The organism is Mesorhizobium sp. BAC0120 (assembly GCF_033542235.1).
Taxonomy (GTDB): domain Bacteria; phylum Pseudomonadota; class Alphaproteobacteria; order Rhizobiales; family Rhizobiaceae; genus JAWRCU01.
Map to the genome: position 1 here is coordinate 16,888 of NZ_JAWRCU010000003.1, position 22,928 is coordinate 39,815.

The following is a 22,928-nucleotide window of genomic DNA, read 5'->3' on the forward strand; positions in this document are numbered from 1 at the left end:
ATTCGGCGCATTGCTGGTTAACGAAAGCTATCTGCTCAACCAGTTCCTCTCGCCGGTCGCCAACAAACGCACCGACCACTGTGATTGCCTTGCCCGAGGGGCGCTTGATCAGCCCAACCGGCCGTGCCGCGCGACGAACAAGAGGCCGCGGCCGGCGATCCAAATACGGCCTCGCCGAGCAATCGGATGCGCATCCGCGTCGCTCGAGGGCTCGTAAACCTGCCCCGGTATTACCTGGTGATTACGATGCTGGTGTTGGCCGGACCGAATAGCCGAACCAGTTGATAGAAGTCGGCGGCATTCTTGGGATGGAGCCGGATGCAGCCATGCGACGCCGGCGTGCCGAGCCGCCTAATCGCGTTGGTGCCGTGCACGGCATACCCGCCCGCGAAGAAGACGGAATGCGGCATTGGCGACATGTCGTACTTGCGCGAATACCACATCTTTTCCATGCGGGTCGGCTTGAACGAACCGGTCGGCGTCACGTAGCCGCGGCCTGCGGTCGATACCTTCCATTGGAACGTCGGGCGGCCGTCGACCAGCACTTCCATGCGCTGCCTGGAAATATCGACATGGGCGACGATCATGCCGGTGGCATGCGCGGTGCCGGAGCCGGTCGCTAAAAAGAGCATGGCGCCGGTCAACGCCGCCGCCGAAATGTGAATAAGCTTATCTGCAACAGTGATCATGCGTGCCTCTCCGAGGCGGCTTCATGCCGCCGAAATTGGATGAGGACTTATCTTTGCGTCGTGTAACCGATGCATTTCGTCCAATGCGCAGTTTTGTTTCGAATCCGTTTCCGTTCGCGGCGTTTCCGTGAGAAAAATGACCGATTCAGGCATCATTTCTTGCACAAGCGGACAAATCCGGTCACTTTGCACAAAATTAGATCATGGCAAATTTCGTTTTTCCTCGGCGAGCCGAAATTCGAAAACACTTGGGCGAATTGAGCCTGTAACAGCAGGAAAGGGCGGCTTTCGGTTCTGCAACAGGCGTGATTCAGCGAAGTGTTGCGGCGGCACGATCCGGATACAGGCGACCGGTATTTTTCGCTGCCATAAGTAACGGGTGGGTACGGCTGCGCTTAGGCCGGCGAAGGAAGCGGGATCATGAAGACCAGGCTTGGATCGGCGATTGTTTCGTCGCTTCTTTTTGCGCAGGGGCTGCTTGGTTTCGCTGCAGTCGCCGCCGTGCTCATGAAGGAGCCTGGCAAGGAGCATCGCGTTGCGGCCATATCGGCCGCCGACGAAGGCCTTGTCCTGGTTCGCTAGATGGCGCGCCCTTTGAACGTCGGCCTGTCGACCGGTCGGCTTCTTGCTGAAACGGCGTACGCGCTAGAGCATCGGACCGAACCGAAGGACCGCGTCAGCGAAAAGTGCGTAGCGGTTTTCGGACGAATCCGATCTCTAAACAAAGAGATAGAGCGGCATGCCGGTTCAATTCGAACGCACGCCGCTCTAGTGGGCGCCCGTCGGGGGGTCGAACCTGTAACCCGAGCCGCGTATGGTGACGATGCGCTCGGTGTCGAGCTTGCGTCGCAACCTGACGATGCGCGAATCGATCGAGCGGTCGAAAGCGTCCGCGCTTTCGGCTGGGGCGGCGGCGATGATGTCGTCGCGCGTCAGTACCCTGCCCGGATTGGCGAGGAACAGCCTGAAGAGCGCGACCTGGCCCGGAGACAGGCCCTCCTCGATGCCGCTGCGATGCATGACGAGGGCCGCCTTGAGGTCCACGGTCGTATTTTCGAGGACCACCAGTTCGCTCGCCGCTTTGCCGCGGCGCGCCACAAGACGAAGGACACGCGCGGCAAGCTCGCGCACGCTGACCGACTTCTCGACGACGTCGGCCGCGCCAAGCTCGAGCGCCAGCACCTTCTCGACCATGTCGGGCCGGTCGCTGACGATCACAAAGAACGGCCCGCCCTGGCGAGCGAATTGCTTGAGAAGGGCAAGGCCGGATCCGTGTTCGATGTCGAGGTCGACGACAGCGACATCGAGATCGGGCTCTGCAAGCAAGGATTCGGCCTGCCATCCCGAGTGGGCCGCCCGAATCTCGAGGCCGCGCCGTTCGAGATAGTCTTCGACCGAGACGTTCGCCTCGTCGAATGCGCCGACAAGAGCCACAACAGGTCTACCCGCCATGGTTAGACCCGCAGCAACAATGAATTGCAATCAGACTGGACATCATGTTCATACCGAATCTACTTTCCGCTGACAGCGGAGGCGAGACTACACTGCGCGCGCGAATTGTCGTTGTCGAGGACGAGCCTGATCTGCGCGAAGCGGTCGCGGAGTATCTTGTCGCGAACGGCTTCGACGTGACGCCCGTTCCGGACGCGGCGACGATGCGTGCGCTTGCCGAACGCGAGGCATTCCACCTTGCCATCCTCGACATCGCCATGCCCGGCGAGGATGGCCTGTCGCTCGCGCGCTGGCTGCGTTCGCTGATGCCGATCGGCATCATCTTCGCTACCGCGTCGGGAACCTCGATCGACCGCATCGTCGGCCTCGAGCTCGGCGCCGACGACTACATCGTAAAGCCTTATGAGCTGCGCGAGCTGCTGGCGCGTGTCCGCAGTGTTCTGCGCCGCGTGCCGCCGCCGTCGGAGCCGCGCCTGACGCAACAGCTGGACGCGGACGCGCCACGCCGCCGGACCTGGTTTGGCGTCTACCAGGCCGATTTCGACGCACGAACCGTGACCGGGCCCGATGGCATACTCGACATGGCCAAGAGCGAATTCGACGTGCTCGAAGTGTTTCTCAAGCGCGCCAACCGTCTATTGACCCGCACGACGATTTCCGAAGCGATCGGGTTGAGCGAAGATCCGGAGAATTCCCGCGCCGTCGACATACGCATCATGCGGCTGCGCAAGAAGATCGAGGAGGATCCGGCCAATCCGAAATTCCTACGAACGGTTCGTGGCGAAGGATACATCTTTTCCCTGCCCGGCGAGGAAGCGGCCGAGCGCTGAAGGGCTCAAGGCTTCCACATGGAGACTCCCCTGCACAGGGTCCAGGAGAACCTGCCGAGCAGCAGTACAGCGCGGAAGGAACAGAGCGCTACGGTCGCGGCCGCGCGCATCGTCCGCCGCCTACGCGACGCGGTCGACTGGCGCCGGGAGATCGACGAGCTGCTGGAGCTCCTTGGCCGCTCGATGTCGGCGCATCGCGCCATTGTCTTTCGCCTGCACGAGGTGCCGGGGCAAGGTCTCACGCAGTCGGTAGCGACCTATTGGGTCGACCGTACGGTGGAAGGCAATGCCAATCCTCCGACGGTGATCGTTCAGGCGGTTGTTCATATGGACCCCCTGCTTGGGCGGATCGCCGAAGAAGGGCGTCAGGGCAAGATGTTCGCTGGTCTCACGCGGGACATCGACGGTTTTCTTCGCAAGGATTTCGAGAGGCAGAAGATCAAGTCTTTCCTATCCGTGCCGATTTTCGCCAACGGCAATTCGTGGGGTTCACTGGCGATCAACGACTGCCTTTACGAGCGAATATGGACCGACGAAGACAAGGCGGCCATGGAGATTGTCGCGCTTGCGCTCGCTGACGCGATCGAACGCGGGCAGTCGGCGGCGCATGTGAGCGAGGTGATACGCGCCGCACTTGTCCAGGCTTCGCTGGATGCGGTGATCCTCGTCGACGAGACCGGCAAGTTCATCGAGTTCAACCCCGCTGCCGAGAGGATGTATGGCTGGTCGAAAGCGGAAATGATCGGCAAGGACCTGCTCGAAACAATCATCCCGCATTTCTACCGGAAGGGTTACGCCAATGGCGGCGACTATCTGGGCGGGCGCGGCGCCCCGATGCTCGGGCGCCGCATGGAGACGGTGACACAGAACGCCGCCGGCGAGATTTTCCCGATAGAGCTCACCGCTTCCGAGGTGAAGGTTGCCGACCGTCGTGTGTTCCTCGGCTCGATCCGCGACCTGCGTGAAAGGCGGCGGGCGGAGGACGAGATCAACCGACAGCGCGACAAGCTGCACCAGAACGAGAAGATGGCGGCGATGGGCTCGTTGCTGGCCGGCGTTTCGCATGAGCTCAACAATCCGCTGGCGGTGGTGGTCGCGCAGTCGACCCTGCTCCATGAATTCGCCGCCGACCCGCAGACCAAGGCGCGCGCCGAGAAGGTGCGCGCGGCGGCCGAGCGCTGCGGCCGTATCGTCAAGAGCTTTCTTGGGATGGTGCGCTTGCATCCGACTGCCCAGGTCGAGACCGACGTCAACCAGGTCGTCCGCTCGGCTCTGGAGGTGACCGCCTATGGTGCGCGCTCGACCGGGATAAGTGTCGATGCCGACTTTGCCGGAGGCCAGCTGCTGGTGCTTGGCGATGCCGACCACCTGACGCAGGTGGTGGCCAATTTCCTGATCAACAGCCAGCACGCTCTCGCCGCACAGCCGACCGAGCGCCGCATCAAGGTCCGCACCTATCGGACGGCGGCGGAAATGGCCGGCTTCTGGGTCGAGGATAACGGCCCCGGCATACCCTCCGACATCCGTGACCGCATTTTCGAATCCTACTTCACGACCAAGCCGGCCGGTGTCGGTACCGGCATTGGTCTGTCGATCTCCCGCTCGATTGTCGAGCGCCACAACGGTCGGCTCTGGTTCGAGGAAGCACCGGAAGGCGGGGCGCGTTTCGTGGTCGAGCTGCCGCTGGCCGCCGGCCATGCCCAAGGTGCAGAAGCGGCGCAGGCGACAGGCGCGGACCTGCGTCGCGCCCTCATCATCGACGACGAACCCGACGTTGCCGGCTCGCTCGCCGACATATTGGAATTGATGGGGCTTCGCTCGGAAATCGTTTCGAGCTGGACCTCGGCGCCGGAGGTGCTTGCCGGGATCGACCCCGATATCGTCTTCAGCGACCTGCGCATGCCCGGAAAGAGCGGCATCGCCATCTATCGCGAGCTGCTTGCCGAGCGCCCGGAGCTCGCCCGCCGCTTCGTGCTGGTCACCGGCGACATGATCGGTGCGCGGGCCGAGATCGAGAACCTCGCCGCGCATCTGCGCCCGCAGCTCCTCGAGAAGCCGTTCAGCACACTGGATGTTCGCGGCGTGCTCGGGGTCATCAACGACCAGATAAGCCTGGCTAAGTGAATGACCGGCGCTCGGTAGCCCAAGGCTCTGTTCAAACCAGCGGGCAATTGCTGCCCAAACTCATCAAAATTGGATGCCGAGGCGTAAGGCATCCAACATCGCGGCATGCACCGACCGGCTGCTTATGGCGTCGCCGATCCTGTGAAGTTCGAAGCCACTGGGCGGGCGTGGGCGCAGAGGCGCCGGACCGATCTGGGTTTCAATCTCGGTTACGCCATCGTTCACCGACATGGGCCGCAGTTCATCGAAAAGTTCGCTCACCGGGATCGTCCCATGCTCGACGATGATCTGGGAGTGGGTCGAGCGCAGCTCCCGTCCCGTCAGCAGGTGGCGCAGCACAGCCTCCCGCCGCCCGCTCCGTGCGCTCACCGAGACCAGTTCGTATTCCAGCAGAACCCGCACGTCATGCTCGGCAAGAACCTTTCGATAGATGATGCTCGAATGATGCTCCATTTCGGGCGCAATCGAAGGATCGCGGGCAACGAAGGTCACTCGTTTGCCCGTCGCCGCGATCTCCGTGGCGGCCGAAGGTGCGGGATGACGCCCGGTCGCGTCATAGATCAGCACGTCATTTGCCACCTGCGTGGTGTTGCCCAAAGCGTCGAACGCGCTGAGGCAAAGTTCGCTGCCGGTGACGGGGCCGAAATCCGGAATGCCGCCAGTAGCGATAAGGACGAGATCGGGTGCTTCGGCCAGAACATCAGACGCCTCCGCATAGGTGTTGAGACGAACATCCACGCCGAGCCGCTCCAGCTCGGCGATGCGCCAGTCGACTATCCCGATCAGGTCACGCCGAAGCCGGGCTCTTGCGGCGAGCACGAGCTGCCCGCCCAGACGGTCCGCCGCCTCAAGCAACAAGACCTTGTGTCCTCGCTCGGCGAGCACGCGCGCTGCTTCCAGCCCTGCCGGCCCGCCGCCCACAACGACCGCCCTCCACCCAGCGTTGGGCGAAAGCTCGATCACCTGCGGCAGCCAGGTCTCGCGTCCTGTTGCCGGATTGTGAATGCAATGGACGGGACGGTAGAGACAGTGCGAGGCGCCCACACAGGGACGGATTTGCTCCTCCCTCCCCGAGCGCAGCTTGTTGATGATCTGCGGATCCGCCATGTGCGCCCTCGTCATGCCGACCATGTCGACGAGCCCGGCGTCGACAGCATGTCGCGCCGTGGCGACATCCGAGATCTTGGCGGCGTGGAAGACCGGCAGGCTCGTCTCCGCCTTGAACGCTCCGACGCGGCGAAGCCACGGCGCAGATGCGGCCGTCATGTCGGGGATATTGTAGACAAGCAGGTTAAGCCGGGTGTCGAACCGGCCGAATATGCAGTTTAGGAAGTCGACCAACCCCTCGCGCTCGAGCATGTTGGCGACCTCGACTGCTTCGGGAAAGCTCAACCCGTCGGCGTGGTCCTCGTCGATCGTAAAGCGGATGCCGAGCGGATAATCAGCGCCGACCTGGGTGCGGATTTCCACATAGACCATGCGAAGGAATCGCATCCGGTTTTCCAGCGATCCACCGAACTCGTCTTTGCGGCGATTGACCATGGGTGACAGGAACTGTCCGATCAGATGGCCGCCTGTCATGGTTTCGATGCCGTCCAGCCCGCCCTCCCGCGCCCGCCGGGCGGCTTGGCCGAACTCGCGCACGATGCGCGCTATGTCCTGGCGATCCATCTCATGTGCGAAGCTGCGGTTGTAATCCTCGCGGGAATGGGAAGGACCAAGCGCAGGAAGCCAGGGGCCGACCGTGGCGTTCGCCCGCCGGCCGACATGCGAGATCTGACACATCACCGCCGCGCCCTGGCCATGGATGCGTTCGGCAAACTGCTGGAAGACCGGAATGATTGCGTCGCTTGTGAAATCAAGCTGCGTACCGCCCCAGCTCGTATCGGCGGAGATGCGCCCCGATCCGCCGAACATGGTCAGGGCAAGACCGCCCTTTGCCTTCTCCTCGTGATAGCGCTGGTAGGCCTCGAGCGGATAGCCGCGGTCGTCGAGAGCGGTTTCATGGCTGGTGCTCATGATCCGATTGCGCAGAGTGAGCCGCCCGATCTGCAACGAGCGCAGCAGCGGATCCGTCTTGCCCCTCGCAGCATCGGTTGGCGTGGAGGCCGCCTCCTCCGGCGCGTCAGGTGATAGCCGTTCCTCCATGTCCCTCTCCCTGAATGCGGGTTAGCGAACCGGGGCGAGCGCCTTGCGCATGGCCTCGACGCACTGCCTCAGCGGCGGGGTGGGGTCGACATTGTATTTCCAGTTGGTGAGCTCGATCGTCAGCGAACCCTCGTAGTCTTGGCTGCGGAGATAGGCGACGAGCTTGTCGAGATCGATGATGCCGTCGCCCCATGCGAGATGGCTGCCGGCTGCGTCAGAGTCGGTGAAATGCACATGCGCGACGCGGCCGGCGAGATGGGTGAAATAGTCTTCGGGCTGCTCACGGGTCATCAGAGCGCCCGCGACATCGTAGACGGCGTAAAGCGCGGGACTGGCGAGCTCGTCCATCAGATCGCGGATTTCCTTGGCCGACCGGATGATGTTGGCGAAGGAGTCTGGCAGGGACTCCATCCAGAGGTCGAGACCAAGCTTCTGCGCGCGGTCGCAAAGAATGCCCATGGACTCCACGCAGCGGTCCAGCGCTTCGGAGGTCGGCTCGTCGCGATATCCGCCGCCCGCCGTCACCAGCAGCGCCGGAGCACCGCATTCGACGGCGAACTCCATGGATTCGAGGAAATAGCGCACGGACCGATCGCGCAATTCCCGCTCCTTGGCGGAGATGTTGATAGGGTAGATGCACTGCTCCGGCGTGAAGGCCACGATCTCGAGACCCATGCCGCGGACTTTTTGTCCCAGCGCGCGTGCCTCGGTCAGTGTCTTGTCTCCGATGTAGAAGTGCGGCGCGGCCGCCCAGAGCTCGATGCGCGAGACGCCAGCGTCCAATACATCGGCAAGAAACCGGTCCATCGTATGCCGGACATAGTGGAAGTTCATCGCGCTGATGTTGCGCTCATCCAGAGCCATTGCATTCCCCTCCAGCAGAGGCCGCCTGAGCGGCCGAATTCAGGAACTTTCGTCAATTGTGTGAGAGCGTTCTCCGCTCACAAATGGCCGCCGCTTAGGCTTATCGGCAGACTTGTTGCTGATCAGTGCAGTGCGTGCCTCAGGCCGAATTCGGCAGTTGTTTCACGAATGAAGCCGGCGATCTGAGCCTTGGTTTCCTCCGGCGTCCAGCCGAGATGCGGAGCGGCCAATCTCGCAGCCGTTTCCGCATGACTAAGGCCGAGGTCCGGCTCCCAACCCACCGAAAGACGTCGACGCAGGATGTCCGACAGCGTGCGGGCCTGCTCGTTGAGCACGGCATGAGCGACGTACGCTTCCGTAATCGAATCCAGATCCTTCCGTGGCAGCGATGTAGGATGAAGTGGGCGCGGGGGCCCGGATGGTTTGACCCGGCGGGCCACCGCACGTGTGAGCCGCCTTCCGGCATCTCGATGGGTCATCAGCAGCCCGCCGGTAAAGGTGAAGAGGTTCGGGAGTCCTTCGGGGGTAAGATCGTGCTCCCGGACCGCGGGGCCCGGGCCTTTGCCGTCCCTGGCGATGCTGCGGGGCCGTACGCCCGCCCAGGAGTAGAGCACGTCCGCGCGACTCACGCCAAGCCGGGGAAACAGCCGCCCCAGCTGATCGAGGATGGCGGCGATCTCCTCCTCGGTCGCACGAAAACCTTCGGGCTTGCCGTCCGATGCGCAATCCCACGGGCCGACATAATGCAGCTCACCCCACGGTATCAGATAGAACGGCGCGCCGGCCGCAGTCACCGTTTCCAAGCCGATGCCACGCAGGTTCTCGGGAAGGCGGAGGACGATGTTCGTGCCTTTTTCGCCGATATTCTTGCGAATATGCGTAGCACCGGCGAGGGCCGTGATCTCATCCACCCAGACGCCCGCACAATTGACGACCGCAAGCGCCATTACGTCGCGCGATCCTTCTTCCGCCGTGAGCGTGAGCCGCCAAAGATCGTCCTCACGGGCCAGGGCAGTAACGGCGGTATGGTTCAGCGCCTCCATGCCGATCGCGCGCGCCGTCATCACCGTGTCGACCACGATCCGCTCGGGCCAATGGTACTGGTACTCGGTGAAGATGATTGCGCCGCGAATGCTCTCGAGCCCCGCCATCCCCTCCAGGGCCGGATGGGCCCGCGCCTCCGCGGCGGACAGGATGCGGAGGTCCAGCGGAACCTGGCCCGCATCGCTCGCCGCCATCAGCCTGAAGGCCAGGCGTGCTTTCCAGCGCGGAATGGCGTTCTCCCGCGTCAGGGGAACAACGAAGGTGACGGGCTTGACCCGCTCGGGCGAGGTTCGCACGAATTCCGCCCGCCCCTGCATCGAGCGGCGCATCAGGTTGAAACACTCCATCGCGCTTCGCGGATGGGCGAGAAAGGCGGCAATCGAGCCGCTGGCGGCGGAGAGATAGCCAAGCCCGCAGTGCTGCAGCCGCGACGTCTTGCTGGAGGTGCCCGAACCATAGTCGTCGCGCTCTACCAGCAGCGTGTGATAGCCCGCCGCCGTCAGATGCTGCCCTGCGGCCGCGCCGATGATGCCGCCCCCAATGACCACGGCGTCGTAGACCTGACTCACATTCAATTCCGTCCCTGCCATAGACGACATAGGCGTCCAAATGTGAGAACGTTCGCAAATCTTCGACATGGCTGTCAAGCTGGGTTGACCCAAGCGCGAATTTTTATAATACGTATTATAACGTCATATCGAAAGGCGCACCAATGTCTCTGCCCTCCACCTTCGACCCAGGCGTCGTTGCGGCGCTCTCCGCTCTAGATGCAAATTCGGTGAAGCACGTCTTCTTCGTTGCCTGCGGTGGCTCGCTGTCGATCATGCATCCGGCCAAGTTCCTGCTCGACCAACATTCGCCGCTGCCGTCCGACGTCTACAACGCCGCCGAGTTCGTCGCCCGCGCGCCACGCTCGCTGGACAAGAGCTCGCTTGTCATCCTGTGCTCGATGACCGGCACCACCAAGGAAACCACGGCCGCGGCCGAATTCGCGCGCGCGAAGGGCGCGACGACAATCGGCCTGACGGTCGAGCCCGCCTCACCGCTCGCAAAAGCGGTCGACCACGTCGTCGGGTTCGAAGCGCCATACACGACCGGCGTGCCGATCGATGCCAAGGACAGCAACTATTCCCGGATCTATCAGATCGTGATGGGGCTCGTTGCGCTGACCGGCGGCGAAAACCTGACAGAGACGCTGATCGACAGCCTCTGTGCCCTGCAGCCGGCGATCGACCGCGCTCACGCCGCCTTTGCGCCGATATTCGAAGACTACGCGCCCCGCTTCGCCAAACAAGACGTGATCTACACCGTCGCCAGCGGTGCGAGTTTCGGTGCGGCCTACTCCTTCGCCATATGTGTGCTCATGGAAATGCAGTGGATCAACAGCCAGGCGATCCACGCCAACGAGTTCTTCCATGGCCCATTCGAGGTGCTAGACAAGGACCGCTCCTTCATTCTGCTGAAGGGCATCGACAGCACACGCCCGCTCGAGGAACGCGCCGACGTGTTTCTGCACCGGTTCGGCTCGGCGGAGAACATCCTGGTTCTCGATGCCGAGAAGCTCAATCTCTCCGGCATCGATCCGCGGTTCCGCGGCAATGTGGTACCTTTGATCTTCTTCGACACGCTCTGGCGTTTCGCCTACAAGATCGCCGATCTCCGCAAGCACGAAATGCTGGCGGGCCGGCGCTACATGAAGAAGATCAGCTACTGATCGAGTTTGGAAAAGGGCGGATGGAAGATCAAACGAACGTCTTGCCGCTCTATGAACAGGTACGACGCTCGATCCTGGCCGGAATTCTATCTGGCCAGTTCGCCGAAGGCAGCTTCCTGCCTCCGGAACCTGAACTGATGTCGCTCTACGGCGTCAGCCGGATTACGCTCAGACGCGCCATTGGCGATCTGTGCGCCGATGGCCGACTGCAGAGACAGCAGGGCCGCGGCACGGTGGTCATGCCGGCCAAGGTGCGGCAAACGCTCGTCTCGCTGTCCGGCTTTTCCGAGACCATGGACGGCTTGGGGCGCAAGGCAGGGCATCGCATCCTGTCGCGCGAAGACAATCCAGACGCACCGGCTATCCGCGGTCGGCTGCAGGCTGCGGCCCTGATACGGTTTGACCGCCTGCTGGAAGACAACGGCATGCCAATGACGCTGGAAACGCTCTGGTTCGATGCGGCGCGTTTTCCGGAGGTGATCGAGCCGGTCGCCGCGGGCGGATCCTTCTTTGCTGCACTCCGCGACAAGGCCTGCATCGTGCCGGCCCATGCCGAGCGGCAGATCGATGTCGGCCTCGCCTCGCCTTCCGAGCGCAATGTGCTTTCGGTGAAATCGACCCAGCCGGTCTATCGGATCGAAAAGATGGTGACCGATGCGGACGGGCGGCCGCTCGCGCTGTCGCAACTCGTTACCCCAAGCCATCTCGTCACCTATACGATCAAGATCTGAAAGGTTCGACATGCATGCTTTCGATGCGAGCGCCGTCCATGCAGCGCTTCCCTGGCCCTTTCTGATCGAAGCGCTGCGCAAGGCGCATCTGGGGCAGATGCCCGTGTCGGATGTCGTGGTGCAGTCCGATCCCGCGGGCGGCGAGGCGCAGTTCGTCACTTTGCCAGGCTGGGCGCCCGGCGGGCCGATCGTGGTGAAGATGGTCGGCGTCTTTCCGCAGAACACGACCCTTCAGCCGCCGCAACCCGCAGTTCAGGGTCTGGTAGCCCTCTTCGACGGCAAAACGGGCGCACCGCTCATTGTGGCGGACGGCGCGGCCATGACGGCACGCAAGACAGCCGCCGATTCCGCCCTCGGCGCGACCATCCTGGCCCGGGAAGACGTGGAGGAGCTACTGATCGTCGGGGCCGGAGCGCTCGCACCGCATTTCGCCGAGGCGCATCTGGCAGCGCGACCCTCCCTGCGCCGAGTGAGAATATGGAACCGCACAAAGACCCGAGCCGAGGCCGTGTCCGCCCAGCTTCGCGAAAAGGGCATCGACTCCACGGTCAGCGGAGATCTGGATGCATCGGTCTCGAAAGCGGATGTGGTGTCCTGCGTCACCATGTCGGACAAGGCGCTGGTCAAGGGGGCGCTCCTGCGTCCCGGCACGCACCTCGATCTGGTGGGCGCATATCTCCCCACGCTTCGCGAGGCCGACGACACGGCCCTCGCGCGAGGCACGATCTTCATCGACACCAGAAACAACATGAAAGGCGGCGGCGACCTCTCACAGGCCGTCGCCTCGGGCGCGATCACGTGGGATGCTGTCAGGGCAGATCTCTTCGAGCTCGTTCAGGGAAGCGTTGAGGGGCGCACCCGCGCCGATCAGATCACGGTCTTCAAGAACAATGGCGGCGCCCATCTCGACCTGTTCACTGCCTCGGCCCTTGCAGGAGCGATCGGCTGACTCAGGCTTCAGCCAGAACACGCGCCAGGAACGCGCGCGTGCGCTCATGCTGCGGGCGCGTCAGCACCTGGACCGGGTTGCCTTGTTCGACGATCACACCGCCATCCATGAAGATCAGATGATCGGCGACATCCCGGGCGAAGCCCATTTCGTGGGTCACCACAACCATGGTCATCCCGTCATCGGCGAGCTGGCGCATCACGGCCAGCACCTCGCCCACGAGCTCGGGATCGAGCGCCGAGGTCGGTTCGTCGAACAGCATGACGTCCGGCTTCATCGCCAATGAACGGGCGATGGCCGCGCGTTGCTGCTGGCCGCCGGAAAGCTGCGCGGGATAGTAGCTCGCGCGCTCCTTCATGCCGACGCGATCCAGAAGCACCATCGCGTCTTCGATCGCCCTGGCGCGCGGGACGCGCTTCACGAGGACCGGAGCTTCGATGACATTTTCCAGCACGGTCTTGTGCGGAAACAGATGAAAGCCCTGGAAGACCATGCCCATGCGCTGGCGCTGGCGGGCGAGTTCGTTGAAGCTCATCTCGTACAGCTTGTCGCCCTTCCAACGCACGCCGACCGGCACGCCGTTGAGGAAGATCGCCCCGCCGCTTGGCTTTTCGAGATAGTTCAGGCAGCGCAGAAGCGTGCTCTTGCCCGAGCCCGATGGGCCGACGATGCAAGTGACGTCGCCGCGCGTCACCGCGACGTCGATACCGCGTAGTACCTCGTGCGTGCCGAAGCTCTTGCGCAGGCGCTCAACTTTGAGGAGGGGCTCGACGCTCGGACGTTCACCCATCACAAAGCCTCCTGCTGGTACGCGAACAGACGGAAGGAGAGGATGCCACGGGATTTCCTCGAGCCGGCGCGGGGATGTTCGGATTTCAACCGGTGCTCGACGGCGTGTTCTATGACCGTCAGGACCGTGGTGAGCACGAGATACCAAATGGTCGCGACGATCAGCAGAGGAACCGTCTGATACGTACGTGCGTAGACCATCTGTGCGGAATAGAGGAGATCGGGCAGCGCCAACACCGAGACCAGCGACGTGAATTTCAGCATCGAGATCGTGTCGTTGCCGATCGGCGGGATGACGATGCGAAGCGCCTGCGGCAGCACGATCCGGCGAAGCGTCTGGCCGCGTGTCATGCCGAGCGTCGCGGCAGCTTCCGTCTGGCCGACATTCACCGCCTGGATGCCGGCACGGATCATCTCGGCCGCGTAGGCGCTTTCGGTGAAGGCAAGGCCCATAATGGCGGCGCTGAAGGGAGTAATGAGGTCGTTCGTCTGCCACGCAACCAGTTTCGGCCCGCCGAACGGGACGCCGATGGCAAGCTCGGGCAAAAGAAGCGCCAGATTGTACCAGAAGATCATCTGCACGAGCGGCGGCACGCCGCGGAAGAACCAGATCCAGCCCCAGCTCACGGATTGGAAGACGCGGCTGCTGGACAGGCGCATGATCGCCAGAACGACGCCAATCGCAAGACCCAGGACCATCGCAAGGAACGTCAGCAGCAGAGTCATGCCCAGGCCCGACAGGATGGCCGGGCTCAGCATGTATTCGGCGACGACGCCCCACTGCATGTTCTTGTTGGTAACGAGAACCTGCAGAAAGATGACTGCGAACACCGCCAGAACCACGCCGCCGATCCAGTGGCCTATCTTTGGTACCGCGATAGGCTTGAGGTCGTGGATCGAAGGGCGGCGTGGCGGTTCTTTAGACATCGTCATTCCTTGCTGCGATCCCGGGCCACCTGGCCCCCGACCCGAAGCAATCCCCGGGCCGGGGTGGCCCTTAGAGGTCCGCCGGATTCTCTTCCGTAATCAGAAGCGCCTTGGTCAGCACACCGGAGTCGTTCAGGCCCCACTTGGCCATGATCTTCTCATAGGTGCCGTCGTCGATCATCGATTGAATCGCATCAGCCATCACCTTGCCGAGCGGATCGCCTTTGCGAACGCCGATGCAGCTGTTGACCGGGGACAGGACCAGTTCCGACACCTTCAGGTCTCCCGTCTGCTTGGCCATGTAGGCGAGCTTGACGGAGCCGGCGACAGTCGCCTGCGCGCGCAATGACCGAACGGCAAGCTCGGCCTGGGCCTGCGTGCTGTGCGTCTGCATGACCACGGGCTTGTCTTTGCACTCGTTGGCGTTCAGCTTCTCGAGGAGACCGATGTCCCAGGAGCCGTTCAGCACGGCGACCGTAAGGCCGCAGGCGTCCGCCGCGGACTTGATGTCAAGCTTGCTGTCCGCCGGATAAGCGAATGAAGTGCCGATCTTGCGCTGGGAAACGAAGTCGAGCGTCTTCAGGCGCTCGGCGGTGGTGCCGAAGGAAGAGAAGCCCGCGTCGAAACGCTTGGACTGGAGGCCCGGGATGATGGCGTCGAAGCTCGTGCCCTCGAACTTGAAGGGCACGCCGAGGCGATCTTCCATTTCCTTGGCGATATCGACACTCCAGCCCTTCAGCTGGCCGTCGGAATCGAGGTATTCATCGGGCGCCCAGTCGTTGAAGACCGCGGCCTTGATGCCGTTGTCCTTGTATTCCTGCGGCAGGGCGTCGTGCAGGGCGGGGATGACGTCGGCAAGCGCCGGCATCGCCAGCACCGCGCTCAGCACACAACCAGCCAGTACGGATTTCAACATCACAGCCTCCTTCTTGTGATTAGACCCAAAGGTCCCCCATAGCGTTCACTTGTCCCCTTCTGTGAAATTGCGGCGAGAACGCTCTCACATATGAGATACTGAGAAGCATCATCCGTCAAGCGCCGCTTTTTAGGGATAGCTGTTTCCACAGCCCAGAAAAGCGGATTGGAGCAGCCAACGTCGGGAAGGGCTTGCCGTTCATCTGCAGAATGGACATGATAAATTCTCATTCTGTTGACATCCCAATGTGAGAAGGATTCCACTTGGCTGAGAAGGGCAAGGCGACGATCGCGGATGTGGCCCGCGTTGCAGGCGTTTCTACGGCCACGGCCGGTCGAGTCCTGGGTGGCTACGGCTACACCAGCGAAGAAAAAAAGGACCAGGTCCTCAGGGCTGCCCAAACTCTCGGCTACCGACCCAATGCGCTGGCGCGAGGCCTGATCACCGGCAAGACCCGAACGCTCGGCGTGGTGGCCGGCGATATCCAGAACCCCTTCTATGCCTCGGTCTTGCGCGGAATCTCCAATGTCGCTGAGGCGAACGGCTTCGGGCTCCTGATCACCAACAGCGACGAAGCCCAGTCCAAGGAGGTTCACTCGGTCGAACTTCTTGCGCAGAAACAGGTGGACGGCCTGATCGTTACCCCCAGTGACACGCGCAAGGCGCGGCATCTGCACAATATCAAGGGCATGGGCGTGCCGCTCGTGCTGATCGACCGCGCCGTGGCGGGCCTGATGGTCGACCGCGTGGCGACCGACAATATCGCCGCGGCCGAACACGCGGTACGTCATCTCATCGCCGCCGGGCACCGGCGAATTGGCATCGTGGCGGAACTCGTGGACGAGGAGAGCGGCGGACTGGACACGTTCCTGGCGCGCGCCGTCGCCGGCGATCCGATTGAAAGCGAGACGCTTTACCCGAGTTGGCAACGCCTTCTCGGCTATATCCGGGCGCACCGGATCGAAGGCCTGCCCGTGGACCCGCGCCTGGCCCTACGAGCCGGCAGTTATTCCGCCGTTGCGGCGCAAGCGGTCGTCCCGCGCCTGATGGAGGCGACCGATCCGCCGACAGCGCTCTTCACCACCGACGGCACCATGTCCGAAGGCGCAATGCGTGCCCTTTCCGAACTGAAAGTGTCGATCCCGCAGGACGTATCGATTATCTGCTTCGACGATCTCGACTGGATGAGTTTCCATCGCCCGGGCATTACGACAGTCGCGCAACCTCGCCTTGCCATGGGCGAGGCCGCCGCGCGAATGCTGCTCGAGCGCATTCGGGGCGAGGACTATCCGCCACGCACCGTTCTGATGCCGGCCGAACTGATCGAACGCGGGTCCGTTGCCCGGCTCTGACCCGCACCGGCCAGCAATGCGGGGTGCAGGATTCCATTTGCCTACCGTGAACCAGTTCTGTAATTGAGAACGTTCTCACTTTCCCTTTCTCAGGAGAGTCCTGCCTGATGTCTCGCGCCGTCAGAATACTCGCCTTCGGCGACAATGTGGTTGATTGCTACCGTGACAAGGACCTGATGTTCCCCGGCGGAAACTGCGTAAATCACGCCGTTTTCGCCCACCGGGCCGGCGCCGAGACGGCCTATGTTGGGGCAGTCTGTGACGACGATGCCGGACGCCTGATCAGGCAGGCGCTGATCGAGGAAGGGGTCGACGTTTCCTCGCTGCGGATAGAGCCGGGCCAGACCGCTTACTGCGTGATCGAAACTCAGGACGGCGAGCGGATGTTCGTCGGGGCCCATCTTGGCGTATCCATTATCGCACCCTCGGCGAAAGACTTGGCGCGGCTTCCAGATTTCGACGCCATTCACACCGGGCGGTCCAGCCATGTCGATGCCTGGCTGCCGCGCTTCGCCCGGGCGACGAAGGTCTCCTACGACCTGGCAACCGTTCACGACCCGGCACGCATTGCGCAGGTTGCCCCGCATTGCTTCCTGATCGCCTTTTCAGGCGGCGGGACATCCCGCGATGAGGCCCTTGCGCTCGGCCGTCGCGCGCACGCGGCAGGCGCGAGTTGGAGCCTCGTCACGAGGGGCGTCGAAGGCGCCCTTTTGATCGGCGAGGCGGGTGTCTTCGAGGCGACCGCCAGCCCGGTCAAAGCTGTCGATACCTTGGGTGCGGGCGACACGTTCATCGCGACCGTTCTGGTGGGGCTCCTTCATCGCGACCAGCCGAACGCGATCCTTGCGAGAGCGGCCGCGGCCGCGGCGGATACCTGCCTGACCAGCGGGGCATTCGGTCATCCCGCACCCATGAGCGTAGATCTGTCAAACATGATGACGCTCGATGAAATCTACCGCGCCACCAGACCTGCGGAAGCTCCTCAGGAAGTCTGACAAGGTCGATTGGCTTACCGGTCTCCGGAGTTCAACTTCGGGGATTCGAGCTGTGGGGACACCGGACACTAAGGCAACTGCCTTATTGTCCTTGACCAGCTCCCTGACTCGTCTTAATAAGGCATATGCCTTACCATTCGAATCCCCTCGACCTTGCCTTTCATGCCCTAAGCGACCCGACCCGCCGCGCGGTGGTGTCGCGGCTGGCTGAGGGCGAGGTGCCGGTCACCGTCCTCGCCGAGCCTTTCGACATGGCGCTGCCCTCCTTCTCCCAGCATCTCAAGGTGCTGGAAGATTGCGGGCTGATCGCCAGCGAGAAGCGCGGGCGCAGCCGCTGGTGCCGGCTGGTGCAGGCGCGCTTCGACGAGGCGGCGGACTGGATGGAAGCGGAGCGCCGGCGCTGGGCCGAGCGGTTGGATCGGCTGGAAGTCTACTTGGACAAGACGGAAGAGGATGACGAAGGACATGGCAAATCTGTTTGAGACGTGGTCGCTCGATCGCGAGATCGTGCTCGTGAAGTTGCTGAACCACCCGCGCGATAAGGTCTTTGCCGCCTGGATGGACCCCAAGGCTCTGGCCCAATGGTACGGCCCGGCCGGCCTCACGATCGAGAGCCACGAGGCCGATATCCGCGAGGGCGGGCTCTGGCGCTTCGACATGGTGGGCGTGTTCGAGGGTCAGGAGCGGCGCTTCCCCAACCTCATGCGCTTTCTGGAGATCGTGCCGAACGAGCGGATTGTGATGGACTACGGCACGCCCGACCCTGACGACCCTGACCGTTTCCGCGTCACAGTGACCTTCGATGAGCAGGCGGACGGCAAGACCGTGCTGACCATGCGCCAGCTCCACCCCAGCCGCGAGCGGCGTCAGGTGGTCATCGGCTTCGGCGCGGTGGAATACGGGCTGCAGACGCTGGACGGCCTCGCCGACTGGCTGAACGGCTGAGCCAGGGACGATCTGCCGACAAAAATCGCGGCGACGCCACCAAGCGGACACAACTAGAGCGGCGTGCGTTCAATTGAACCGCCACGCCGCTCTATCCAACTTTGCTGAGCCATGCCTGGATGAGCCGAACGCTCTGTTCCAGGATCCCGGCCATGAGCGCCTCGCCTTTCACAGCGGTTGCGGGGCGCGGATCGCCGAAGACGCCGCTCCTGTTAAATGTGTCGAGGCCCATGGCTTCCATGCCGAAGGTTTTCGGGAATACCGGATATTCGGACGCGGCCTTGTCCATCCGCACCAATTCCGGCGCGAGCGCCAGCATCATCGAGGTCTCGACCTCGTCGGCGTGATAGAAAGTCGGCGCTGCGGGCTTGCTGTCGCAGACCTCCGACGCAATCCTTTCCATGCCGGGATAGTCGAGATGCAGGACCGGAAAGCCATGCTCCATTTTCAGAGCGCGGGCAGCAAGTGCGATAGGCTCGCGATTGCCAAAATGGCCATTGATAATGACGAGCGCCTTGAACCCGCCGCGCGCGAGGCCGCGGCCGATGTCGATCAAGACCGCGCGGATCGTATCGGGTCCGAGCGAGATCGTGCCGGCGAACGCCTCGTTATTCCAGGCGTCACCATAGGCGATTGGCGGTAGCAAAAGCCCATCGATAGTCTCGGCGATCCGGCGTGCGACGCCTTGTGACATCACGGTATCAGTCGAGAGCGGCAGATGATGCCCGTGCTGTTCGAGCGCGCCGACGGCGAGCACCGCAACGGCGCCTTTTTCGACGGCTTCCTTCACTTCGGGCCAGGTGGCGGCGTTAAGATCGAGCATGGTCAAGTTTCTCCGGATCGGCTGTGCCGGAAGGGAACGCCGAGCGCTGCGGGGGCACCGTCGCGGCCGACGAAGCCGGCGAGGACGATGATGGTCAAGACATAGGGCAGCATCAAAAGGAACTGGAACGGCACGCCGGTCGGCAGCAACTGCGCCCGAAGCTGGAGCGCGTCGGCTGCGCCGAAGAGAAGCGCAGCGAGAAGCACGCCGAAGGGGTGGCGGCGGCCCAGGATCAGGATCGCGAGCGCGATATAGCCGCGCCCGGCCGTCATGTTGTCAATGAAGATGCCGGTCGCCGACAGGGAAAGGAAGGCACCACCTAGCCCGGCAAGCGATCCGGAGATCGCAATCGCGGCATAACGGATGTGGAAGACATCGACGCCGAGTGTCTCTGCCGCCTCCGGATGTTCGCCAACAGCGCGGATGTTTAGCCCGAAGCGGGTTTTCGCGATGACGAACCAGGCGGCGAGGATCAGTGCCAGCGCGATGTAAGCGAGAATATCCTGCCGGAACAGCAGTGGCCCGATCAGTGGGATATCGGCGAGCAGACCGAGATCGAGCGGCGTGAAGGCATCGACGCGCGGACTTTGCGTGCCCGAACCGAAAATCAGCCGATAGAAGAACGCAGTAACGCCCAGAGCGAGCAGGTTCATTGCGATGCCGACCACGACCTGATTGGCGCCGAGCGTGATCGTGTAGAGGCCGAGGATCACGCCAAAGGCCATTCCGGCGATGACGGCCGCCATGACACCGAGTGCGAGGCTTCCAGAGAGATAAGCCGCGACGAAGCCGACGAACGCGCCGATCAGCATGGCGCCTTCAAGGCCGATATTGAGCACTCCGGAGCGCTCGGAGAACAGCCCGCCGAGGGCGGCAAGCATGATCGGGATAGCAAGCCGCATGGACGCCGCCAGGAACCCGGCAAAAGCGGGGTCGGCCAGAAAGGCGAGCGTATTCATGTGCGCCTCCCCGCCAACCGCTCGCGCAGCAGCGAAAGTGCCGGGCGACCGATCAGGAAGAGGACGACGAGGCCCTGGATGACGGTGGTGAGCGTGCCAGGAACACCCGCTGCGGATTCCATCGTCGTCGCGCCTATCTGGAGCGCCGCGAAAAGGAAAGCGGCTGCAAGCACGCCAACCGGATTGGTGGAGCCGAGCAGCGCCACGATGATCGCCGTATAGCCGAAGCCGGGCGACAGATTCTCGATCATGCGCCGCTGCACGCCGGCGACCTCGGCAAAGCCGGCGAGGCCGGAGAGCGCGCCGCAGACGAGGAAGCCGAAAAGCATCATGGCACGGATATTGATGCCGGCGTTCTCGGCCGCGCGTGGGTTGAGGCCGACGACCCGCAGCCGGAAGCCGTTCACGCGCTTCCAGAGGAAGAGATGCGCCAGCACGACAGCAACGAGGACGATCAGGATACCTGCGTGAAGCCGTGTTCCGGCGAGCAGCACAGGCAGCCGCGCATCGCTCGTGAGCCGCGCCGTTTGGGCAAGCGCGCCGTTTGGCTCCTTGAGCGGCCCGTGCAGCAGAAAGCCGACGAAATGGATCGCAACATAGTTCAGCATGATCGTGGTGATCAGCTCATCGGCGCGGAAGCGCAGTTTCAGCCAGGCAGCCAAACCCGACCAGAGGCCGCCCGCAAGCATCGCTGCGATCGCCATGGCGGGCAGCAGAATGAAGCTCGGCCAGCCGGCGCACGCCACCCCGACCGCGGCAGCGGCAGTGCCCCCAAGGAAAAGCTGGCCCTCGGCGCCGACATTGAACACGCCGGCGCGGAAAGCGAGCGCGATGCCGAGACCGCAGAGCCCGAGCGGCACAGTGCGCACCAGGGTTTCGGCGAGGCCGTTCTTCGTTCCGACCGCCGCCTCGAACAACGCGGCATAAGCGGTGAGCGGATTGACGCCGACCGCGGCGATCAGCGCTGCGCCGACGAGGAAGGCCGAGACAACGGCGATGATGCCGCCGCCGAACGCAGGCGGAAGCTTGAACCGCGGCTGAGGGGCGAGTTCGGCAGTGCTCATGCCGCTTGCCCTGCCATCAGCAGCCCAAGCTTCTCCACCGTCACCGCGGCGCGGGAAAGCTCTCCCATGATCGCCCCCTTGAACATCACGACGATACGATCGGAAAGCGCGAGGATCTCGTCGAGTTCAGTCGAGATCAGCAACACGCCGGCCCCGGCCGCGCGGCGGGCGAGAAGCGCACGGTGGACGAAGGCCGTGGCGCCGACGTCGAGACCACGCGCCGGCTGCACGGCGACGACAAGGCGGGGGTCGCGCGAGAGTGCCCGCCCAAGCACGACCTTCTGCTGATTGCCGCCGGAAAGCGTGCCGACCTTCTGCGCCGGGCCTGTCGAGCGCACGTCGAAATCGGCTATAATTTGACTGGCGAGCGCGCGGGTCGCGCCGCGATCGAGCCAACCTCCCCTGGAGAATGGCGAACGGCCGACTTGTTCGAGGATGACGTTGTCCTCGATCGACATCGGTTCCACCAATGCGGTGCGGTGGCGATCCTCAGGGATATGGGCAAGGCCGAGTGCAATCCGGCGCGCCACCGGCGCGGCAGTGACATCCTGACCCAAAAGGCTGATCGTGCCCGCCTCGGCGCGGCGCAGTCCAACCACTGCCTCGGCGAGTTCTTGCTGGCCGTTGCCGTCGACGCCGGCGACACCGACGATCTCGCCGGCACCGACCACCAGGCTGGCATGGTCGACCCGAAGACTGCCGCGTGAATCCCGGCATGTGAGGTCCGAGACGCGAAGGATGTCGCCCCTGCGTTTTTCCCGGCCGACAGGCAGATGGCCGCCATCATCTGCCGCGCTAACATCCTCCAATTTCGGCAGTTCGATCTCCGCCCCGACCATCATCCGAGCCAGGCGGCGCGCATCCGTCTCGGCCGTCACGGCCGACGCAGCCACCCTGCCCTGCCGCAGCACCGTGACGCGCTCCGTCAGCGCCATCACTTCGTTCAGCTTGTGGCTGATGAAGATGATCGCCGTGCCCTCAGACGCGAGCGCGCGCAGGATACGGAACAGGCCCTCCGTTTCCTGCGGCGTCAGTACCGCCGTCGGCTCGTCGAGGATCAGGATGCGCGCGCCGCGATACAGCGCCTTGAGGATCTCGACGCGCTGCTGCCCGGCGATGGAGAGGTCGGCGACACGGGCGTTCGGATCGACATCGAGGCCATAGGTCGAGGCGAGATCGCGAATTTTCGCTGCAGCCGTCTTCAGGTCGGGGAAGAAGCGGCCCGTGCTCGCCAGGCCAAGGCAGACATTCTCGGCAACTGTAAGCGTCGGGACAAGCATGAAATGCTGGTGGACCATGCCGATGCCGAGCCGCATCGCCTCGTGCGCCGAACCAACCGGCTCGATCCGGCCGCCGATGCGGATTTCGCCTGCATCGGGAACGATGAGCCCGGCCAGCACGCGCATCAGCGTCGATTTTCCGGCGCCGTTCTCACCGAGAAGCGCATGAATCTCGCCTGCACGAACCGCAAGGTCTACGGCGTCGTTCGCGACGAGCAGCCCGAACACGACGCGGATGCCACGCATGTCGAGGAGAGGAAATGGAGAATTGTCCATCGAGCTTGTGGCCGACATGGCGGTCACGGCCGGACTTTTCCGGCCATGACCGCTCTA

At 63.3% G+C, this 22,928-nt stretch carries 22 protein-coding genes; 10 read left to right on the forward strand and 12 right to left on the reverse strand.

The genetic code is table 11. The features are described from left to right. Positions 1 to 230: 230 nt before the first annotated feature. Positions 231 to 689 (reverse strand): L,D-transpeptidase, encoded by a 459-nt coding sequence (locus tag SAZ10_RS07005; protein ID WP_318608492.1) that lies wholly within the window; start codon positions 687 to 689, stop codon positions 231 to 233. A gap of 420 nt (positions 690 to 1,109) precedes the next feature. Here SAZ10_RS07005 and SAZ10_RS07010 point away from each other — a divergent pair, with 420 nt between their 5' ends. Then, on the forward strand, positions 1,110 to 1,271 hold the full coding sequence (locus tag SAZ10_RS07010; RefSeq protein ID WP_318608493.1) for a hypothetical protein: 162 nt from the start codon (positions 1,110 to 1,112) through the stop codon (positions 1,269 to 1,271). Positions 1,272 to 1,457: 186 nt separating this feature from the next. Here SAZ10_RS07010 and SAZ10_RS07015 read toward each other — a convergent pair whose 3' ends face one another. After that, complete coding sequence (locus SAZ10_RS07015) at positions 1,458 to 2,141, reverse strand: response regulator transcription factor (RefSeq protein WP_318608494.1); 684 nt, start codon at positions 2,139 to 2,141, stop codon at positions 1,458 to 1,460. A gap of 44 nt (positions 2,142 to 2,185) precedes the next feature. Here SAZ10_RS07015 and SAZ10_RS07020 point away from each other — a divergent pair, with 44 nt between their 5' ends. Both SAZ10_RS07020 and SAZ10_RS07025 read left to right on the forward strand, forming a co-directional pair. Next, positions 2,186 to 2,971, forward strand: coding sequence for a response regulator transcription factor (locus SAZ10_RS07020; protein WP_318608495.1), 786 nt, complete (start codon positions 2,186 to 2,188; stop codon positions 2,969 to 2,971). Positions 2,972 to 2,989: 18 nt separating this feature from the next. Further along, positions 2,990 to 5,095 (forward strand): ATP-binding protein, encoded by a 2,106-nt coding sequence (locus tag SAZ10_RS07025; protein WP_318608496.1) that lies wholly within the window; start codon positions 2,990 to 2,992, stop codon positions 5,093 to 5,095. A 63-nt stretch (positions 5,096 to 5,158) separates the two neighbouring features. Here the strand turns inward: SAZ10_RS07025 and SAZ10_RS07030 are convergent, their stop codons facing one another. From SAZ10_RS07030 to SAZ10_RS07040, 3 genes are all read right to left on the reverse strand, one after another. After that, on the reverse strand, positions 5,159 to 7,243 hold the full coding sequence (locus SAZ10_RS07030; protein ID WP_318608497.1) for an FAD-dependent oxidoreductase: 2,085 nt from the start codon (positions 7,241 to 7,243) through the stop codon (positions 5,159 to 5,161). Positions 7,244 to 7,264: 21 nt separating this feature from the next. After that, positions 7,265 to 8,107, reverse strand: coding sequence for a sugar phosphate isomerase/epimerase family protein (locus tag SAZ10_RS07035; RefSeq protein WP_318608498.1), 843 nt, complete (start codon positions 8,105 to 8,107; stop codon positions 7,265 to 7,267). A 122-nt stretch (positions 8,108 to 8,229) separates the two neighbouring features. After that, positions 8,230 to 9,720, reverse strand: coding sequence for an FAD-dependent oxidoreductase (locus tag SAZ10_RS07040; RefSeq protein WP_318608499.1), 1,491 nt, complete (start codon positions 9,718 to 9,720; stop codon positions 8,230 to 8,232). A gap of 143 nt (positions 9,721 to 9,863) precedes the next feature. On the opposite strand from SAZ10_RS07040, the gene SAZ10_RS07045 reads away from it, so the two are divergent. From SAZ10_RS07045 to SAZ10_RS07055, 3 genes are read left to right on the forward strand one after another with little or no spacing between them, the layout of a single operon-like run. Further along, entirely contained in the window at positions 9,864 to 10,865 is a 1,002-nt protein-coding gene (locus SAZ10_RS07045) for an SIS domain-containing protein (protein WP_318608500.1), read from the forward strand. A 20-nt stretch (positions 10,866 to 10,885) separates the two neighbouring features. After that, positions 10,886 to 11,596, forward strand: coding sequence for a GntR family transcriptional regulator (locus SAZ10_RS07050; RefSeq protein ID WP_318608501.1), 711 nt, complete (start codon positions 10,886 to 10,888; stop codon positions 11,594 to 11,596). Positions 11,597 to 11,606: 10 nt separating this feature from the next. After that, entirely contained in the window at positions 11,607 to 12,545 is a 939-nt protein-coding gene (locus SAZ10_RS07055) for an ornithine cyclodeaminase (RefSeq protein ID WP_318608502.1), read from the forward strand. A 1-nt stretch (position 12,546) separates the two neighbouring features. Here SAZ10_RS07055 and SAZ10_RS07060 read toward each other — a convergent pair whose 3' ends face one another. From SAZ10_RS07060 to SAZ10_RS07070, 3 genes are all read right to left on the reverse strand, one after another. Beyond that, on the reverse strand, positions 12,547 to 13,335 hold the full coding sequence (locus SAZ10_RS07060; RefSeq protein WP_318608503.1) for an amino acid ABC transporter ATP-binding protein: 789 nt from the start codon (positions 13,333 to 13,335) through the stop codon (positions 12,547 to 12,549). After that, complete coding sequence (locus SAZ10_RS07065; protein WP_318608504.1) at positions 13,335 to 14,261, reverse strand: amino acid ABC transporter permease; 927 nt, start codon at positions 14,259 to 14,261, stop codon at positions 13,335 to 13,337. Before SAZ10_RS07065 ends, SAZ10_RS07060 begins: the two co-directional genes overlap by 1 nt. A gap of 70 nt (positions 14,262 to 14,331) precedes the next feature. Next, complete coding sequence (locus SAZ10_RS07070; protein ID WP_318608505.1) at positions 14,332 to 15,177, reverse strand: ABC transporter substrate-binding protein; 846 nt, start codon at positions 15,175 to 15,177, stop codon at positions 14,332 to 14,334. A 263-nt stretch (positions 15,178 to 15,440) separates the two neighbouring features. Here SAZ10_RS07070 and SAZ10_RS07075 point away from each other — a divergent pair, with 263 nt between their 5' ends. The 4 genes from SAZ10_RS07075 (at position 15,441) to SAZ10_RS07090 (ending at position 18,469) form a co-directional block, all read left to right on the forward strand. Next, positions 15,441 to 16,529, forward strand: a complete 1,089-nt coding sequence (locus SAZ10_RS07075) for a LacI family DNA-binding transcriptional regulator (RefSeq protein WP_318608506.1) — start codon at positions 15,441 to 15,443, stop codon at positions 16,527 to 16,529. Positions 16,530 to 16,636: 107 nt separating this feature from the next. Then, a complete protein-coding gene (locus SAZ10_RS07080) occupies positions 16,637 to 17,524 on the forward strand; it encodes a PfkB family carbohydrate kinase (RefSeq protein ID WP_318608507.1) in 888 nt (295 codons plus the stop codon). Positions 17,525 to 17,649: 125 nt separating this feature from the next. Continuing rightward, positions 17,650 to 18,006: a metalloregulator ArsR/SmtB family transcription factor gene (locus SAZ10_RS07085; RefSeq protein ID WP_318608508.1), complete on the forward strand. Its 357-nt coding sequence runs from the start codon at positions 17,650 to 17,652 to the stop codon at positions 18,004 to 18,006. After that, positions 17,990 to 18,469, forward strand: a complete 480-nt coding sequence (locus SAZ10_RS07090) for an SRPBCC family protein (RefSeq protein ID WP_318608509.1) — start codon at positions 17,990 to 17,992, stop codon at positions 18,467 to 18,469. The genes SAZ10_RS07085 and SAZ10_RS07090 overlap by 17 nt, the downstream gene beginning before the upstream one ends. Positions 18,470 to 18,560: 91 nt before the next feature. Here the strand turns inward: SAZ10_RS07090 and SAZ10_RS07095 are convergent, their stop codons facing one another. The 4 genes from SAZ10_RS07095 to SAZ10_RS07110 are packed head-to-tail and all read right to left on the reverse strand — an operon-like array spanning position 18,561 to position 22,889. Further along, positions 18,561 to 19,292 carry a creatininase family protein gene (locus SAZ10_RS07095; RefSeq protein WP_318608510.1) on the reverse strand — a complete coding sequence of 244 codons (732 nt, stop codon included), beginning with the start codon at positions 19,290 to 19,292 and terminating at the stop codon, positions 18,561 to 18,563. Positions 19,293 to 19,294: 2 nt separating this feature from the next. Continuing rightward, positions 19,295 to 20,251, reverse strand: a complete 957-nt coding sequence (locus SAZ10_RS07100; protein ID WP_318608511.1) for an ABC transporter permease — start codon at positions 20,249 to 20,251, stop codon at positions 19,295 to 19,297. Next, positions 20,248 to 21,315, reverse strand: coding sequence for an ABC transporter permease (locus SAZ10_RS07105; protein ID WP_318608512.1), 1,068 nt, complete (start codon positions 21,313 to 21,315; stop codon positions 20,248 to 20,250). Before SAZ10_RS07105 ends, SAZ10_RS07100 begins: the two co-directional genes overlap by 4 nt. Then, positions 21,312 to 22,889, reverse strand: a complete 1,578-nt coding sequence (locus tag SAZ10_RS07110; RefSeq protein WP_318609109.1) for an ABC transporter ATP-binding protein — start codon at positions 22,887 to 22,889, stop codon at positions 21,312 to 21,314. The genes SAZ10_RS07105 and SAZ10_RS07110 overlap by 4 nt, the downstream gene beginning before the upstream one ends. Positions 22,890 to 22,928 lie beyond the last annotated feature (39 nt).

Excerpts from the sequence above, each read along its gene's own strand:
- SAZ10_RS07005 (WP_318608492.1), bottom strand. The coding sequence starts at position 689 with ATGATCACTGTTGCAGATAAGCTTATTCACATTTCGGCGGCGGCGTTG.
- SAZ10_RS07010 (WP_318608493.1), top strand. The coding sequence starts at position 1,110 with ATGAAGACCAGGCTTGGATCGGCGATTGTTTCGTCGCTTCTTTTTGCG.
- SAZ10_RS07015 (WP_318608494.1), bottom strand. The coding sequence starts at position 2,141 with ATGGCGGGTAGACCTGTTGTGGCTCTTGTCGGCGCATTCGACGAGGCG.
- SAZ10_RS07020 (WP_318608495.1), top strand. The coding sequence starts at position 2,186 with ATGTTCATACCGAATCTACTTTCCGCTGACAGCGGAGGCGAGACTACA.
- SAZ10_RS07025 (WP_318608496.1), top strand. The coding sequence starts at position 2,990 with ATGGAGACTCCCCTGCACAGGGTCCAGGAGAACCTGCCGAGCAGCAGT.
- SAZ10_RS07030 (WP_318608497.1), bottom strand. The coding sequence starts at position 7,243 with ATGGAGGAACGGCTATCACCTGACGCGCCGGAGGAGGCGGCCTCCACG.
- SAZ10_RS07035 (WP_318608498.1), bottom strand. The coding sequence starts at position 8,107 with ATGGCTCTGGATGAGCGCAACATCAGCGCGATGAACTTCCACTATGTC.
- SAZ10_RS07045 (WP_318608500.1), top strand. The coding sequence starts at position 9,864 with ATGTCTCTGCCCTCCACCTTCGACCCAGGCGTCGTTGCGGCGCTCTCC.
- SAZ10_RS07050 (WP_318608501.1), top strand. The coding sequence starts at position 10,886 with ATGGAAGATCAAACGAACGTCTTGCCGCTCTATGAACAGGTACGACGC.
- SAZ10_RS07055 (WP_318608502.1), top strand. The coding sequence starts at position 11,607 with ATGCATGCTTTCGATGCGAGCGCCGTCCATGCAGCGCTTCCCTGGCCC.
- SAZ10_RS07060 (WP_318608503.1), bottom strand. The coding sequence starts at position 13,335 with ATGGGTGAACGTCCGAGCGTCGAGCCCCTCCTCAAAGTTGAGCGCCTG.
- SAZ10_RS07065 (WP_318608504.1), bottom strand. The coding sequence starts at position 14,261 with ATGTCTAAAGAACCGCCACGCCGCCCTTCGATCCACGACCTCAAGCCT.
- SAZ10_RS07070 (WP_318608505.1), bottom strand. The coding sequence starts at position 15,177 with ATGTTGAAATCCGTACTGGCTGGTTGTGTGCTGAGCGCGGTGCTGGCG.
- SAZ10_RS07080 (WP_318608507.1), top strand. The coding sequence starts at position 16,637 with ATGTCTCGCGCCGTCAGAATACTCGCCTTCGGCGACAATGTGGTTGAT.
- SAZ10_RS07085 (WP_318608508.1), top strand. The coding sequence starts at position 17,650 with ATGCCTTACCATTCGAATCCCCTCGACCTTGCCTTTCATGCCCTAAGC.
- SAZ10_RS07090 (WP_318608509.1), top strand. The coding sequence starts at position 17,990 with ATGGCAAATCTGTTTGAGACGTGGTCGCTCGATCGCGAGATCGTGCTC.
- SAZ10_RS07095 (WP_318608510.1), bottom strand. The coding sequence starts at position 19,292 with ATGCTCGATCTTAACGCCGCCACCTGGCCCGAAGTGAAGGAAGCCGTC.
- SAZ10_RS07100 (WP_318608511.1), bottom strand. The coding sequence starts at position 20,251 with ATGAATACGCTCGCCTTTCTGGCCGACCCCGCTTTTGCCGGGTTCCTG.
- SAZ10_RS07105 (WP_318608512.1), bottom strand. The coding sequence starts at position 21,315 with ATGAGCACTGCCGAACTCGCCCCTCAGCCGCGGTTCAAGCTTCCGCCT.
- SAZ10_RS07110 (WP_318609109.1), bottom strand. The coding sequence starts at position 22,889 with ATGTCGGCCACAAGCTCGATGGACAATTCTCCATTTCCTCTCCTCGAC.